Source organism: Nostoc sp. NMS2, from assembly GCF_017115105.1.
Lineage (GTDB): Bacteria > Cyanobacteriota > Cyanobacteriia > Cyanobacteriales > Nostocaceae > Nostoc.
This window is the reverse complement of sequence record NZ_JABXKH010000073.1, coordinates 1-15,976: the sequence shown is the minus strand read 5'-3', so window position 1 is coordinate 15,976 and position 15,976 is coordinate 1. Positions and strand designations below refer to the sequence as shown.

Sequence of the window (15,976 nt, the reverse complement as noted above, 5' to 3'; positions counted from 1 at the left end):
GGGGAGGGGAGATTTTGTCGTTAGACAAAAGCGGGGTGGGGTTCCGAAGACTTAATTGGTAATTGAGTAGGCTTGATATAACGCCATTGCAAGGGTTTCACTTTAAGTTGACACCAATGGCTTTTCGGCCCATCCCGCAAATATGCAACGCCAATAAAATAGTTGCCATAGTTACTTACACGCTCAAGGAGGGTGTTAGGGCTAAAGTTTTCGTTAAATCAGCAAGGAGAACGCGATCGCAGAGGTTAAACAATTCTAGCTCGGTCTGTGTCTGTCGCATCGATCGCAGGAAATGACCTTCAGTATCAACACTCAGGGCAATATAGTTGAGGAACATTTTTAAATAGCCTACACGCGATCGCTCTGGCATGGTTGCGGCTGTGGGGGTTTGCCATAAACGATCGATATAGTTGCGTACTTCTACTAAAGGAACGGGTGCGATCGGCTCGAAGCGCAAAGCCTGCCGAATTTGATTAAAAATCCAAGGATTGCCAATCGCCCAGCGTCCCACCATCACACCCGCCGCGCCTGTTTGAGAAAGCACTTCAATAGCAGTTGTTGCAGAGTTGATATTGCCATTGGCAAGCACTGGACAATGAACTCGTCTAACCGCTTCAGCAATCAAATCATATCTCACTGTCCCGTGGTACATATCTTTCACAGTGCGACCATGCAAACTCAACAAATCAATGCTGTGGCGATTGATTATATCTAGAATTTTATAAAAGTTATCTGTATTTTCAAAGCCTAAGCGCATCTTGACGGTCAAAGGGCGATCGTTCACTGCCTGCCGCAATTCTGCCAAAATCCGATCTACTTTTTCTGGTGAGAGTAACAATCCACCCCCAACATTTTTGCGATAGATTCTAGGTGCTGGACAGCCCATGTTCAAGTCAACTCCAGCGATATTATAACGGCAGAGATCAATTGCTGTTCTTACTAAGTCTGGAATGCTTTCGCCAATCATTTGAGCAAAAACGGGGCGACCCGTGTCGTTTTCGGTGATTGCTGCCAGAATGCTACGATTGAGTCGTGAAGTATCATTGACGCGGAAATACTCGGTGAAGAAGTAGTCAGAGCTGCCGTAGTGGGCAATGATCTTCATAAACCAGAGGTTTGTCACATCCTGCATGGGCGCAAGAGCGGTGAGAGGTAGGTGTGGATGGAGCGATTGGGGGAGCGATACCTGGGACGACATGGAGATGAGAGCGGTTGACAAAGCATCACTCTATCAAGTATTTCTATTCTCTAGCAATGACAATATCGTTTGACTTAATGACTGCATAAGCTTCTTTTCCCTCAGATAGTTCTAACTCTTCTGCCGAAGCTCTGGTGATAATAGAGGTTAATTCTACTTTATGAATAATTTCCAAAGTTATCTCACTATTAACCGCTCCACAAACAACTCGTTTAACAACACCTTTAAGAATATTGCGAGAGCTAACTTTTAGTGATTTCTTTGGAATAGTACTTTCTATTTCAGGCTTTTGAGTATAGTAGATATCTTCTTGTTTTTCCTGCTGAGTTGGTGGTAATACTGTTGCTGACGAGTGCTGAGGGAGACTACGCACGAGTTCTCGCAAAATCTCAGTCTTGGTGCGTTGAGACTGTTCGCAGAACTCCTCTAGAATCTTCCGCTCGTCTTCTGAGGTTTGAAATGTAACCCATCCTTGTTCTTTTCTTGGCATAAATAATATTAATTATCAATTTTGGTTATCTTGGTAAAATTCTACCAAGTATCAATTCGATATGTCGTTTTAGTAATAACATTTTTTTGCGAGGATTTTCGGCATTTTTAGCAAAATTAATCAACTAATCTGATCCAAATAACTACATAAATATTTATTTTTTTGTAGTTGCAAAATATTTTGTTCCTTGAAAATGTCTAACCGTCACTATCTTTATACTAACTAGGATAGTATGATATTGGTCTACGGTATTTGTCGAGATAGCGATTGCAGGGGTAATCTGGCAGAAAGTTTCACTGGCGATCGCGTGAATGCCGTAGGATGATCTAACGTGAGTTCACAGCCGGGGGATGAAACACCTAAAATCGCGTTCTCAAGACCTGCGGAGTTTATTTGAGAACAATATCACCATTGAATACGTGGCAGAACCCCTCAAAGCTATGCCAGCTAATGCGGAGGTGACAGAAGTGCTGCATTGGATGCAGGCACAAAATTTTGATGTTATCGGCGTTGAGACGGGAGATATTATAAGCGGTTATGTAGAACGCTCTAGTTTGATTCAAGGCAAAGAAGGCAAGTGTGGCGACTATCAAAGGGTGTTTCATCCCAAAGAACTAATAGCCATTTCTACCCCACTGATAAAGTTGTTACCGATTTTGCAACAAACTCCGCGATTGTTTGTCTTGGATTGCAATCAGGTAAGTGGTATTATTACCTGTGGTGACTTACAGAAAGCACCCGCACGAATGCTGCTGTTTGGCTTGGTAACGCTGCTAGAAATGAATTTGCTGCGGCTAGTGCGGATTTACTATCCTCAAGATTCTTGGCAAAAAGTCCTCAAACCTGAGCGCTTAGAAGTTGCTCAACGGCTATGGCGAGAGAGCCAAGAAAGAAACGAAGCTACGGATTTGTTAGATTATCTGCAATTTTGTGATAAGCGAGAATTGATTTTAAATCAGCCAGAACTTCTTCAGCAACTGGGATTAAAGTCCAAACGCTTTGGTGAACGCTTCCTCAAGTCTGCTGAACAGTTGCGAAATCGATTAGCTCACGCTCAAAATTTAGTTAGTGGCTCCTCTTGGACAGAGTTGATTTCTCTAGCAGAGGCGATGGAAACGCTGTTAATTCTCTGTGAGGAAGTTGAGTGAATCACTAACTTGAGTACCTGTATAATTGGGAACCCAACCCTCTGCTATTGCAAAATAGCGTACTGCTTTGCAATTCAACGATGCAGTTGGGCTGCACCAATGCTCAACTCCTGCGGGGATGTAAAGATAGTCTTGTGCCTGAACTAAAAGCTGTACCTGACTGCCATCAGGTCGCACAAAGCCATAGATCATTTCTCCTGCAAACACGTAGAGAGGTTCAGGCGCAGGATGAGTATGGTAACGGCCGTAGGTTGCTATCAGATGGTGAAGATTAAAGGAACCTGGATGCACATTTAGCAAGTCACACCAGATAGCGCCATTTTCTTGCTGAAGAAATTCAAAAACGCTGTTATGGAGTTCTACACAATAACGTTTCTCAGACTCAGTTAAAACGTCCTGGTCTAACAGATGGGGGAAGAGTAGCGATGTTCCTGGGTCATAGTGTCTGAGTTGAATGTCAAGAGGTGCAAGTTCACGAACTATTTCGCCTAAATCACTCTCAATCGTACCGTCGTCAAGTAGTAGGTTAGCCATGACCAAAAAGACTAATTAACTGTTAAGAAGAGTATACTCTTCTTTGAGATAATAAGCCACTATTCCCGATTGACAAACCGGGGAATAGGGAGCAGGGAGCAGGAAGCAGGAAGCAGGGAGCAGGGAGCAGGAAGCAAGGGAGAAGAGTTTTCCCCCTGCCCCCTGCCCCCCGCCCCTCTGCTTCTTTTCCATGTAACTACGCCAGACATCGGGTCGACCTTTGGTTCCTCTGCCCCCTGCCCCCCGCCCCTCTGCTTCTTTTCCATGCCCAATCCACATTAAAAAATTTATCGCCAGAATGATGTTCATTGGTACCACTAGCATCTAAGCTAGTACGGGTGAACTATATGCAGTATAGAATGTCTGACTTAATTCTGTTTTGGCATCGGCGCGATTTACGCATTTCTGACAATACGGGACTGGCTGCGGCAAAACGGCGGAGTCCAAAGGTGGTGGGTGTATTTTGCCTCGATCCGAATATTTTGGAACGGGATGATATTGCTCCTGTGAGAGTAACTTATATGATTGGATGTTTGCAGAAACTCCAAGAGCGATATGCTCAAGTTGGTAGTCAGTTATTAATACTCCACGCCGATCCTGTACAAGCGATACCAGCTTTAGCGGAGGCAATAAATGCCAAAGCTGTTTTTTGGAATTGGGATGTAGAACCTTATTCACAAGAACGCGATCGCACCATTATAAATGCCCTCAAAGAAAAAGGTATTGAGTTTCTCGATCAAAACTGGGATCAAATCCTCAATTCTCCAGATGAGATCCGCACGGGTGGTAATAGTCCTTACACAGTTTATACCCCCTTCTGGAAAAATTGGATTATCAAACCGAAAGCGAACCCAGTAGAAACACTGCAAAATGTTGAGGGATTAACAGAAGCTGAACAAGAAATTGCTAAACTTGTGGGATCTTTGACATTACCTTCAGCGAAAGATTTAGGGTTTATTTGGGATGAACAATTAATTATTTCACCAGGAGAGGCGGCGGCACAAGAACGATTAGAAGAATTTACTAATAAAGCTATTACTGAATACCAAGAACAGAGAAATTTTCCCGCAGTTGACGGAACATCACAACTAAGTGCAGCATTAAAATTTGGCGTAATTGGCATTCGCACCGTTTGGCAAGCCACCATAGAAGCACTAGAAAACAGCCGCAGTGAGGAAACAGCAGTTAATATTCGCACGTGGCAACAAGAATTAGCTTGGCGGGAATTTTATCAACATGCAATGTATAACTTTCCTGAATTAGCTGATGGTGCTTTCCGCGATACCTTTAAGAACTTTCCTTGGGAAACTAATGAAGAACATTTCCAAGCTTGGTGTGAAGGGAGAACTGGCTACCCCATTGTAGATGCAGCAATGCGCCAATTGAATGAAAGCGGCTGGATGCACAACCGTTGTCGAATGATTGTTGCTAGTTTCCTAACCAAAGACTTGCTAATTAATCCCCAATTGGGAGAAAAATACTTTATGCAGCACCTAATTGATGGTGATTTATCCGCTAATAATGGCGGTTGGCAATGGAGTGCTTCTAGCGGTATGGACCCTAAACCTGTGCGAATTTTCAACCCAGCCAGTCAAACACAAAAATTTGATCCAGATGGGGAATATATTCGGCAATGGGTATCAGAATTAAGGTCTGTAGATACAGAATATTTAGTTACTGGTAAAATTCCACCTTTAGAACGTCATGCTGTTGGCTATCCCGACCCAATTGTGGATCATAAAATACAACAAAACCAGTTTAAACTGCGTTATCAACAACAAAAAAACATTAGTAGTGGTGAGTAAAATTGTGAGTTTTTTAATGTGTATTTATAGCATATCCAGCTAATCAACCTGAGTAAAAAATGTTTGTAGTCAGGGCTTCAGTCCTGATTCTGTTTGCATAACATCTCCTAGAAAGGACTAAAGTCCTTACTACAAACCGATGAGTATTTTAACGGCTATCATATTACGTCTTGATAGGTACACGAGAAATTGTCCATAAGATGAGCAGAAAAATTAAGTAAATTGCGCCAACTAGACCAAACTCAATTAGAGGAATATAGGTTACTTCGTAAATTCTGCCCAAGCCGCGTTCAGTAAGTCCATAAACGATCATTACACTCACTAAAAAGGCTGCGTAAATAGTGCGTTTAGTCCAGATACCCAGAGGTAAACCGTGAAGCTGAGTAAGTACTAAAATGCCAAGAAAACCAAAGAGAAATGTTGGCCACTTGCTTTGTCCTAGCATCAACGACACAATGACACTATGTAAAAGCACTGTAATTTCTAAAGTGAATGTCCACCATCGATTGACATGGGCGCGGTTAAAGATCAACGACGATTGGAGGAGAAGCAAGAACATATAGAGAAAACCAATTAAGTGCCCTACAGTCGCTTCCATTGGATGATACCAGAAGGTGTAGATAGCGGCGAAGGAGAAAAAGTAGCCGTGGTACAGCTTGATAATTTGCAAAAACTGTTGATGGAATGGAACAGAATTGCCAAAAAACAAACCGCGTCGAGGCGTTTCTAAAATCAGTACGAACACCAGTAGGAGGACAACTGCACCTTGAGAAGTCCAAATTGAAGTATCTTGAGCAAGAGCATCGTACCAAATATAAGTCTGGAGGAAGTGTAAAGCGATGAATACACCATTGATGGCAAGCATGAGGTAATTTATCGGGTGCAGGGCTGATTTGTATTTCAGCTGCGATCGCTGCGCCCACAAGATACACGCCCAGATGCTAAACTGATGCCCAATGTACATACCCCAAGCCGTCGCTCGACTCCAAAAGGTTGGTTGGGGAAGCTTCCAATAATACCAGTTTAATCCTTGATCAGGAAGTTTAATGATGCTTGCAGGAATGCTCCCACCGACCCAAATTGCGTAGGTAAGGAGAATGCTTACAAAGATGCCTAAAAATAATACTCGGCGACCTGTCATATTATTAATTCGTAATTCGTAATTCGTAATTCTTAATAACAAGGGTGGAATAACCTTCTCAAAGTCCTCCAATTTATCGGAGGATTTAGGAGGATCTAAAGTTTTGGATACATCACCCATAACTTTAGATCCTCTAAGACCTAGATTGTCAGGCGACACGTTCTGTCTTTACTTCATATACGTTTTTAGTAACTCGTAAACTAAGAGTCAAAGCTACTATCATTACTAAAAATCCACTCCAAAAAGGAGAAGAACTCCCAAATTTCATAAAACTAACCCCTGCCCACGTTGGCCCAACGATGCGTGCTAAGGCAGAGCAAGAACTGGCAATTCCTAATATTTGTCCTTGCTCTTCTGCGGCTGTCATCTGGGAAATTAGGCTATTTAATATTGGTTGACTGACACTAATTCCCCATGCCACAAGTGTGGTGGCAACCAACAATAAAGTTAAGCTTTGTGAGAATCCAATTAGCAGTAATCCTAAACCTAACCCTAATATTCCCAAGGTAAGTAATTTGATTTCACCAAAGTGTTTCTTGAAGAATCCGATTAGTCCTCCTTGAACGATTGTGCTAACAATCCCCATGAAAGCAAAAAGATAACTAGTTTGTTGAGGTCCCCAGTTTAATTGCTGCTTAGACCATAAAGCTAATGTAGAGTCCATAGCTGCAACTGCAAAGGTAACAAAAAAGTAGATGCCTACAAGCACACAAAACTGTGGACGCTGTGACAGTTGTAACCAATTGATCCGTCGCTGACGGTGGCGATTAGCTTGCATTTTGGCTTTAGTTTCAGAATTTAGAGATTCAGGAAGTAACATCAAAGCACAAAGCAATGCCAATAAAGATAATCCGCCTGCGAACAACGACGGTAAATGAAAGTTAGCGTTGTCTGGATCTGACCCGATGAGAAGACCTCCAATAGCTGGGCCGAGAATGAAGCCAAGACCAAAAGCTGCTCCGATTATGCCCATACCACGAGCGCGATTAGTTGGTGTGGTAATATCTGCGATGTACGCCTGAGCGGTACTAATATTCCCTGCCATAATCCCTGCAAGACTACGAGCAACAAACAACATCCATAATGAGTTAGCAAGGCCCAAGCCTGCGTATGCTATTACAGAACCGAATAAGGTCAGTAGTAAAATCGGACGGCGACCGTAGCGATCGCTAAATCTGCCCCATAATGGTGCAAATAAGAACTGCATTAAAGAATAAACAGCTACAAGTAGAGTGGCTTCATTAGGTTTTGCGCCGAATTGTTCAGCATACAAAGGCAGTATCGGCAGAATAATTCCGAAGCCTAGCAAGTCTATAAATACAGTCAAAAATAAAACGAATATAGACCTGCTATTATTTTTGCTCTCCATAGTGCAATTCCCTTTTCTAAAAAATATGTGTAACTTGGATTGGTTATATGCACAGCAGGGAATGCTTGATCGTAAAGACCCATTAAATACAATCAGTAATCAGTTCAAGCAAAATGCGTGAATTTGAGCATGGTTGAGCGAAATAGCGTGGAATAAACCCATTATGAAAATTAAGCCAGTAATACTACTAATAAAAGCAACTACGATCTCGTGCTTCCGTATAGCTTTTTGTATCTTAGCTTCTATGATGTGTTCTACTTCTTTGTATGACATTGACTTTAATTTGGCTAAAGATCAAAATGGTGGGGAACTTACGTCTGATAGAAGTTGGAGTATGTCTGGAACTTCAAACTTATTCAATCACAAGCTATTCCGACGCTGTGTGAGCATCAAAATAATTCGTAATTGATAATGATGTTAACGAGTCCTGCTAACGTCATTTGTAATTACAATCAGTGTTAAGTGATTTCTGGAAAATAAATTACCCGATAGACCGATTGAGTTAGTTCTGATTCCCTAGTGAGAAAAGGACTTTTTTAACTGATCTGGTAATTTCTTATTCAGAAATATCCTTAACTCTGGACTAATCACTGATAGCGACACGAGAAAGCGAGTCCGCGTACCCATATCTACGGGGATCTTACTACCCAAAGTGTCTCGGCAAGAGCATATTGCAGACCACCCAATCAGAGATTTTGGTGTGAGCTACTCTACCCTTTTGAATTACGAATTAGGATTAATTATTTATTTGGCTAAGTTCCGTTGGCGTAGCTTCAAAACAGCACCGGAAACACCAAAAGCTAATACCGCCAAGGTATAAGTTGATTCGGGAACTGCAAGAATGCTTACCTGATTGATGGCCAAACCGAATTGGGGAGCAGAACTACTAAAAACTAGTCGTGAGATGTTTGGAGTGTCACTACGAACCCCCAAGAACACTGCCGAATTATCTAATGCTAAGGACGAAATATTTGGAACTGAGAAACTAGCCAACAGGTTATTGGTGCTATCAAAAGCGTTGAGAAAATTTTCAATTTTCAATTTACTACTGTCTATAGCTATCTGAGCCCCAGCGCCAAAAACAGGCTGGTCAAAACTAATTGTTAAAGGTTCACCGTTCCCCTTAGTACCAGGATCGGGAGTGCCAGGAGGAAGAGGGATAAAACCTGCTGGATCTATACCTCCAAAGAGAATAAAATCACCTGACGCGAAGTTACTCCGAATTCCGGGGGAAGGTAAAGTTTGAAAAACAAACGGTGGAGTAACCCGAGGATTATTAGTTGGAGCTATATTTATATCTAACCCTAAACCACCTTGGGATGTTATTGAGAAAGAGTTAGGTAAAAAAACAGAAAAGTCAGGAGCCGAGGGATTGAATACTTTACCTAAACTTTCCCAATTAACTTGATCGTTGCCTCCTAAACCAGCGCGTTCCGTTACTAAAAACGTAGCTGCCTTAACTGGCAACGGGAGAATAGTTAATATAGCTGTAAGTACGGTTAAATATTTTACAGACAACTTGTTGAATAACGGATTGATTGTAAATTGCACAAAGCTCACTCCTTAATTTTGTAGAATAATATCATTAAAATGGAATAATTCAAAATCAAAAACTAAGCAGTCTGTTGCTCAGGGCGATCGCACAATATTTCTTAAATCCTTATTGCATAAGGCTTTTGATTAAAAAATAGCCTAAACTATTAAATGTAAAGCCCCTTACTGTTAAAGGATTCTTAGACTTTAGATGCGTTTGCCCTAGTGTGTTGGGTCGATAGAGTTGAAGCAACCTCCGTGTTCAACGATCGTGTTGCAAAAATTTTTGATTCTTCATTACCTTTGATGCCAAACTATTAGTTAAACATCAAAATTTGGCTTTAAAGTCAAGCTTATAATATCTAAATCCGGGAAAAGCCTAAAATTTTAAAATATAACGCCTGTTTTTGTCCTACAGCAATATTTTTAGGTTTCTAGGGGATTGATTTAGCATATAAAGTTCTGAAAATCCAAACTTTTTGAGGGCTAGCTGGTGAGAGTTGACGTAATTCATCCTTTTACCAGCCAACCTCATTCTATTTTTGCAACACAACTTTTACTCTTGAGTACAAATACGATTATTCGTGTCTGTACTACTCTCAATCTGTTATGGGTAAACTAATAGTTAGTATTTCCACAACAAATCTACAATAAAGGGCAAAAAGCTTTAACTTGTCATGGAGATATGACTCGTAGTAATTTTAGACCAACTGAATGGCTAGATTGGATGAAGAATTTTGAATCAAGGCGAGTTGATTTCCTAAGAAAGACAAGTTACCACTAGAGGAATCGTAGGTAAAGTCACTAAGATTAGTAGTACCAAACCCTGCTTTAGAAACTTGGATTACGTCGCTTTGACCAAAGTTGTAATCTGTAATGGTGTCAATACCATCATTAACATTATTGAAAACAAACTTATCAGCACCAAAGCCACCGGTAAGAATATCATTACCTTTTCCACCGATAATGGTGTCATTACCGAAGTCACCGGAGATAGTGTCATTACCATCTCTACCTTCTAATCGGTTATTTTGGCTATCACCAGTAAGGCTGTCACCTGCATTTGTACCGATGAGATTATCAAAGTTGAGTACATTAAATGTTATTGTCCCCAGAGTAGGAACGTTAAGGGCAGAGATAGTTTGCTCCTTTAAGTTAGCGTTGACAGATACGCCAGCAACAGATAGGGAGGAATCTATGGTGTTATTAGCAACAGTAGCATCAGCAATAACCGTTTCTACTTTAAATACTGTGTCTGTGCCGAAGCCGCCAGCTTTGGTGATTTGTCCTACACCTGATAGAGTGATGGCTTTACCTAGTTTGCTGTAATCTGCTGTATCAAAGCCATCTCCACCATTAATGCTGTCGTTACCCTGACTGCCTTTGAATTTATCATCGCCTGCACCACCTGTCAATGTGTCATTGCCATCTCCACCATCAATCAGGTCGTTGCCATCTCTACCATCAATTAGGTCATTCCCAGCTAGACCAGATAACTGGTTATTTTGGCCGTCGCCCTGAAGGGTGTCATTGTTAATTGTGCCGATGACATTGGCAAAGTTAACTACATTAAATGTCAATGTTCCTAAACCAGGAACATTAAGAGCAGAGATAGTTTCGGCTTCTAAGTCAGCAACGGCAGCTACTCCAGACAAAGATTGAGATGCATCTATAGTGTTGTTAGCAACGCTGGCATCAGCAATTACCCTATCTACTTTAAAGACTGTATCTGTTCCAAAACCGCCAGCTTTAGTAATTGTCCCTACACCTGAAAGGGTGATTTTTTTGCCTAAGCTACTGTAGTCTGCGGTATCAAAGCCATCACCACCATCAATACTGTCATTACCTCGACTGGCCCTGAATGTGTCATTGCCGCCATTGCCTGTTAATTTATTATTTTGGCGATCGCCAGCAATGAAGTCATCTGCATTTGTGCCGATTACATCGTCAAAGTTAACTACAGTAAATGGTAACGTCCCTAAACCAGGAACGTTATTAGCTGTCAAAGTTTGGCTTTGTAGGTTAACGGTGATCGATACACCAGCTAAAGATGCGGAGGCATCTATAGTGTTATTGGCAACAGTATCATCAGCAATAATCTTTTCTACATTCAAAAGTTGATCTTGTCCCAATCCACCAGCTTTAGTAACTGTCCCTACTCCTGACAGGGTAATAGTTTGACCTAATTTGCTGTAGTCTGCGGTATCTGTACCAACTCCACCATCAATCCTGTCATCACCCTGACTACCCTTAAAGGTGTCATTACCATTACCACCGAACAACGTGTCACTGCCTTCACCACCATCAATTAGGTCATTGCCACCTCTACCATCAATCAGGTCATTACCAGCAAGACCAGTTAATTCGTTCTTTTGACCGTCGCCCTTAAGGGTGTCATTGTTAATTGTGCCGATAACGTTGTCAAAGTTGACTACATTAAATGTCAATGTTCCTAAACCAGGAACGTTAAGAGCAGAGATGGTTTGGGCTTCTAAGTCAGCAACAGCAGGTACTCCAGACAAAGATTGAGATGCATCTATAGTGTTGTTGGCAACACTAGCATCAGCAATTACCTTATCTACTTTCAAGAGTTGGTCTTGCCCCAATCCACCAGCTTTGATAACTGTCCCTACTCCTGAGAGGGTAATAGTTTGACCTAATTTGCTGTAGTCTGCAATATCAAAGCCATCCCCACCATTAATGTTGTCGTTACCCTGACCACCCTTAAAGGTGTCATCGCCATCACCACCTATTAAGTTGTCATTGCCTTCTCCACCATCAATCAGGTCATTGCCACCTCTACCATCAATCAGGTCATTACCAGCAAGACCAGTTAATTCGTTCTTTTGACCGTCGCCCTTAAGGGTGTCATTGTTAATTGTGCCGATAACGTTGTCAAAGTTGACTACATTAAATGTCAAAGTTCCCAGACCAGGAACGTTAAGAGCAGATATGGTTTGGGCTTCTAAGTCAGCAACAGCAGCTACCCCAGACAAAGATTGAGAGGCATCTATAGTGTTGTTAGCAACAGTTGCATCAGCAATTACCCTATCTACTTTAAAGACTGTATCTGTTCCGAAACCGCCAGCTTTAGTAATTGTCCCTACGCCTGAGAGGGTGATTTTTTTGCCTAAGCTGCTGTAGTCTGCGGTATCAAAGCCATCACCACCATCAATGCTGTCGTCACCTCGACCCCCCTTGAATGTATCATTGCCGCCATTACCAGCCAACGTATCGTTGCCATCTCCACCATCAATGATGTCATTTCCAAGACCCGAGGAGATGTTGTCATTGCCTCCACGACCAGAAATCTGATCGTCATTACTAGTACCCAGCAAAAAGTCATTGTTAGGAGTACCAACAATAATGGACATAATGTATAACCTTTATAGTTTTGCAGATCAAATTTATTTGATCGTTGTAATACTCGCATATTACAATGATCGCAATTATAAATTTCTGATGAAATAAGCCTAAATATAATTAATCCTGTTTTATATCTCTGGCGAAATAAAAATACTATTTACTCTGAAATTATTAAGACCTCTTTAAGGTTCTCAAAAATTGCGACACTCTTGTGCCGACATTTTTGAGAACCAATTAGATACAAAACTTATCAAATTATGATCTGTACAACTTTATCATGATATGCATAACCAAAATAGGCTGTTCCAGGCTTTTATTAATTATCCTTAGAATAGCGAATAGACCTTCTCTAGGGGTGAGCAATACTGTATATCTATGAAAAATGTCGTTTTTCAAATTTTCCATATTTGGTATATCTTGTAAATGGGTAATTCCTAAAATATGTTTTCTTAATCAAGATATATTGCACATTAAAGGTAACTTGATTTATGAACAAAATTATTTTTAATATAAAAACAAAGGTACATAAAATAGTCTTGTTCGTAACTATGGTTAAGAACCGACGAGAAAATCACCATTGCTCGAATATATTGACAATTATGTTATACGATTTATTACTACTAGGATTTATTAGTACTAGTACAGTACAGCATAAATTCAGCTACCATCTCAATTAACTATAGGAATCCTATTTAATTTTTACGAAGCTAGGTACAACTTGAACAGCCATTGTCTGTTTTTCTTCCCTGTCTATCGCGCTTGCCCTACACAAATAAATATGGCTACGCCACGCGACGCGAACAAAAATCAAAGCGGACTGCTATAGACAAGTAGGGGCAATTCATGCATTGCCCCTACTTGTCTAGTTAAGGGTAGTTAAACCCGCCACAATCTACTAATAAATATTTATACGTGTTAAAGCAAGCATTGGCTTGTCTTTGACATTAAGCGAATGCCAATGTATTTTAGTGTAGCGATCGCACCCAGATCGGAATTGTCAGGCTTTCAGTGTATCCGCTCAATAAATCGGGGCGAACTACCAGTTCAGGAACGAGTTTACGTCATTTGAGCCTTGTCACTGAGCGATTTACCCCGGATTATTGAGCGGTTACCTTTCAGTCTTGTTTGCATAATTTTGGGTACATTACCGCAAATGCGCTGATACTTTATTTTCCCCTCTTCATAAATTCCGCAAAAACACCGTTACGCTATTTGTACTTGTGATCAAAACTTAGAACATCCAGTTTATTAGGGCGTGTTATATGACCAACCCTGTAACGACGGTTATCCAAGTCAATCTGGAGATGGCTCTAGAAGTAGCTCAAGAATTGGAGCAAGCTCCATACACTCAACTCGGTGCTTATTGTTTGGAAATTTTACGGGAAATAGGATGTCCTGGTACTGAACTCCCAGTTAACTTACAAACTCGCGATCAGCAGCTAAACTTTATCACAGGCTTTGCATCTTATGCTTTTGGGGAGGTACAAAGTGTACAAAGCATTAATTGAAGACATCTTCTATGATCCAGAAGAAACAGAAGAGACTACTTTTCCTGCCACAGATAAAGATTTGTTGATTTTAACAGAAAGATTTTTAGCGTTTGAAATTCCTTCCAAGGTTTTCCTACAAGCTATAGCCATTGCTGATTATGACGGTGCAGCTGCTTTCCGCTACGTTGATAGTTATTTGAATACTCTCAAGAATAAGAATAAGCGTAAGCATAAAAAATTACTTGTGTTAGGTGCTTCCACTAGGTTTGATAATAATTGATGTGCTTCTTTACAAGCTAGCTAACAACCAATACGATTTAGATAACATAATTTGCCCAACGATGCAGAGACGTTGCAATGCAACGTCTCTACACACATTTGTTACATACTGATAAGAAAAAACAATTAGAATTTATCTAGAGGCAGATGAGCTTTCCCCTAGACAAACTTGTTCATAGCTTTTACCAGCGATATCCCAAGTAAAATCTGTTTCTACCAGCTGTCTACCTTTATGAGACAATTCTGCACGCAGATGTGGCTGATCGAAGAGTTGACTAATAGCGGTGATGTACTCCGTTGGTGTATTCGCTCGTAATGCCCGTAATGGATGACTAGCGCCATCTACGGCTAATCCTTCTAAGCCGCGATCGCTAGCTACTATGGGTACACCAGCTGCCATTGCTTCTAAAGTTTTATTTTTAATGCCAAACCCAGTTCGCATGGGTACAACACAGATGGTAGATTTATGCAAATATTCTACCATTGAAGGCACACGCCCAATTACATTAATTCCTGGTTTTTTATCGAGTGCCAAAACTTCTGGCACTGGATGAGAACCAACGATATCGAAAATTGTATCAGGATAAAGTTTTTGGATTTCTGGCAAGACTTTGTTGCTGAAGAAGCAGACAGCATCAATGTTTGCCAAATTATCCATTGCACCAATAAAAATTAAGCGATGTCCTCCTGGATCGGTGCTACGGTTGGGGAAAGAAACTAAATCTACGCCATTGGGAATAACTGTAATTTCACTATTGGGGTTAAATTTTTGTAGTTGAATTTTATCTTCTTCTGTTGTCGCTACAATTGCCGAAAACTTACCACAGTAGCTTTGCTCATAACGCCGCAGAAGCGGTAGATTAATTTTGTCTCTCAGGGAATTTTCTGAAATGCCTGTTGTTAGTTGGTTTCGACAGGTAGCATAAACAGAACTATGAACATTCACTATGGTTTTTAGTTGTTTTTGAAAATGCGTAGGCGTAGCCCGTCGTAGACATCGCACATAAATTTCATTGACGCTATGTTCGCAGGTAATTACATCACATTTCCCCGCTTCCACCCAGTTATCAACCCATGTTTGCATCTCAACTGAGTAGCGGTTAAGTACGCTTGGCGGTGTCCCTTGTTGCAAAAATCGACCAAATCGCTGTATTTTCTTCAATATTCCAGTGGTTCCAGAATCTGAAGGACGTTCAAAAATGGCTAGATGATCCACACAATTGCGTAATTCTGCTACTTCTGCGTCTGTCACATCACCCTCGCGTTGAGTAGCTAGGGTAACAGTATGGCGTTGACTCAGGTATTTAAGTAAATGAAATGTCCTGACTTGGGTTCCCCCGCGCGTTGGTGGGTAAGGAAAGGTAGAAGATAGCATTAAGATATTCATAATAAGTCATGAATCAAATGTGATATGTACACCATGACCTCATTGGAGGCTGTATGTCATCATTTGATTTACAGCAGTTTTCAAATCAATAGACAAAGCCAACCCCATCTCAGGAAAGTTGAGGTTGAGGGGAAAGAACAAAAGCCTTCTCAAAATTGTTTGAGAAGGCTTTTGTTCATTTAAAAAATTATCCCTGGCATCGAGCTATTTTTGCGTAGGGCGACCCCTAAACTATC

General features: G+C 41.0%; 12 protein-coding genes. 4 read left to right on the top strand and 8 right to left on the bottom strand.

Features of this window, described 5'->3' with window-relative positions:
* Positions 1–175 precede the first annotated feature (175 nt).
* Entirely contained in the window at positions 176–1,198 is a 1,023-nt protein-coding gene (locus HWQ36_RS15035; RefSeq protein WP_292704089.1) for a tRNA-dihydrouridine synthase family protein, read from the bottom strand.
* 43 nt (positions 1,199–1,241) lie between these two features.
* On the bottom strand, positions 1,242–1,688 hold the full coding sequence (locus tag HWQ36_RS15030) for a molybdopterin-binding protein (protein ID WP_292704087.1): 447 nt from the start codon (positions 1,686–1,688) through the stop codon (positions 1,242–1,244).
* A 350-nt stretch (positions 1,689–2,038) separates the two neighbouring features.
* Here HWQ36_RS15030 and HWQ36_RS15025 point away from each other — a divergent pair, with 350 nt between their 5' ends.
* Positions 2,039–2,836, top strand: a complete 798-nt coding sequence (locus tag HWQ36_RS15025; protein WP_114080832.1) for a hypothetical protein — start codon at positions 2,039–2,041, stop codon at positions 2,834–2,836.
* Here the strand turns inward: HWQ36_RS15025 and HWQ36_RS15020 are convergent.
* Positions 2,810–3,370 (bottom strand): cupin domain-containing protein, encoded by a 561-nt coding sequence (locus HWQ36_RS15020; protein WP_292704081.1) that lies wholly within the window; start codon positions 3,368–3,370, stop codon positions 2,810–2,812. The two genes, HWQ36_RS15025 and HWQ36_RS15020, sit on opposite strands and share 27 nt — an antisense overlap.
* A 359-nt stretch (positions 3,371–3,729) precedes the next feature.
* Between HWQ36_RS15020 and HWQ36_RS15015 the strand changes: the two genes are divergently transcribed.
* Entirely contained in the window at positions 3,730–5,175 is a 1,446-nt protein-coding gene (locus tag HWQ36_RS15015; protein WP_292704078.1) for a deoxyribodipyrimidine photo-lyase, 8-HDF type, read from the top strand.
* A 163-nt stretch (positions 5,176–5,338) separates the two neighbouring features.
* Here the strand turns inward: HWQ36_RS15015 and HWQ36_RS15010 are convergent, their stop codons facing one another.
* From HWQ36_RS15010 to HWQ36_RS14995, 4 genes are all read right to left on the bottom strand, one after another.
* Positions 5,339–6,436, bottom strand: coding sequence for a hypothetical protein (locus tag HWQ36_RS15010; RefSeq protein WP_292704075.1), 1,098 nt, complete (start codon positions 6,434–6,436; stop codon positions 5,339–5,341).
* Between the two features lie 28 nt (positions 6,437–6,464).
* Positions 6,465–7,685, bottom strand: a complete 1,221-nt coding sequence (locus HWQ36_RS15005; RefSeq protein ID WP_292704072.1) for an MFS transporter — start codon at positions 7,683–7,685, stop codon at positions 6,465–6,467.
* A 744-nt stretch (positions 7,686–8,429) separates the two neighbouring features.
* Positions 8,430–9,236 (bottom strand): hypothetical protein, encoded by an 807-nt coding sequence (locus HWQ36_RS15000; RefSeq protein WP_292704069.1) that lies wholly within the window; start codon positions 9,234–9,236, stop codon positions 8,430–8,432.
* Between the two features lie 683 nt (positions 9,237–9,919).
* A complete protein-coding gene (locus HWQ36_RS14995) occupies positions 9,920–12,592 on the bottom strand; it encodes a calcium-binding protein (protein ID WP_292704066.1) in 2,673 nt (890 codons plus the stop codon).
* 1,254 nt (positions 12,593–13,846) lie between these two features.
* On the opposite strand from HWQ36_RS14995, the gene HWQ36_RS14990 reads away from it, so the two are divergent.
* Positions 13,847–14,092, top strand: coding sequence for a hypothetical protein (locus HWQ36_RS14990; protein WP_012408119.1), 246 nt, complete (start codon positions 13,847–13,849; stop codon positions 14,090–14,092).
* On the top strand, positions 14,073–14,354 hold the full coding sequence (locus tag HWQ36_RS14985) for a hypothetical protein (protein WP_292704062.1): 282 nt from the start codon (positions 14,073–14,075) through the stop codon (positions 14,352–14,354). Before HWQ36_RS14990 ends, HWQ36_RS14985 begins: the two co-directional genes overlap by 20 nt.
* Positions 14,355–14,486: 132 nt before the next feature.
* Here HWQ36_RS14985 and HWQ36_RS14980 read toward each other — a convergent pair whose 3' ends face one another.
* Complete coding sequence (locus HWQ36_RS14980; protein ID WP_292704060.1) at positions 14,487–15,740, bottom strand: glycosyltransferase family 4 protein; 1,254 nt, start codon at positions 15,738–15,740, stop codon at positions 14,487–14,489.
* Positions 15,741–15,976 lie beyond the last annotated feature (236 nt).

Coding starts and splice junctions, on each gene's coding strand:
- HWQ36_RS15035 (WP_292704089.1), bottom strand. CDS start 1,198: ATGTCGTCCCAGGTATCGCTCCCCCAATCGCTCCATCCACACCTACCT.
- HWQ36_RS15030 (WP_292704087.1), bottom strand. CDS start 1,688: ATGCCAAGAAAAGAACAAGGATGGGTTACATTTCAAACCTCAGAAGAC.
- HWQ36_RS15025 (WP_114080832.1), top strand. CDS start 2,039: ATGAAACACCTAAAATCGCGTTCTCAAGACCTGCGGAGTTTATTTGAG.
- HWQ36_RS15020 (WP_292704081.1), bottom strand. CDS start 3,370: ATGGCTAACCTACTACTTGACGACGGTACGATTGAGAGTGATTTAGGC.
- HWQ36_RS15015 (WP_292704078.1), top strand. CDS start 3,730: ATGTCTGACTTAATTCTGTTTTGGCATCGGCGCGATTTACGCATTTCT.
- HWQ36_RS15010 (WP_292704075.1), bottom strand. CDS start 6,436: ATGGGTGATGTATCCAAAACTTTAGATCCTCCTAAATCCTCCGATAAA.
- HWQ36_RS15005 (WP_292704072.1), bottom strand. CDS start 7,685: ATGGAGAGCAAAAATAATAGCAGGTCTATATTCGTTTTATTTTTGACT.
- HWQ36_RS14995 (WP_292704066.1), bottom strand. CDS start 12,592: ATGTCCATTATTGTTGGTACTCCTAACAATGACTTTTTGCTGGGTACT.
- HWQ36_RS14990 (WP_012408119.1), top strand. CDS start 13,847: ATGACCAACCCTGTAACGACGGTTATCCAAGTCAATCTGGAGATGGCT.
- HWQ36_RS14980 (WP_292704060.1), bottom strand. CDS start 15,740: ATGAATATCTTAATGCTATCTTCTACCTTTCCTTACCCACCAACGCGC.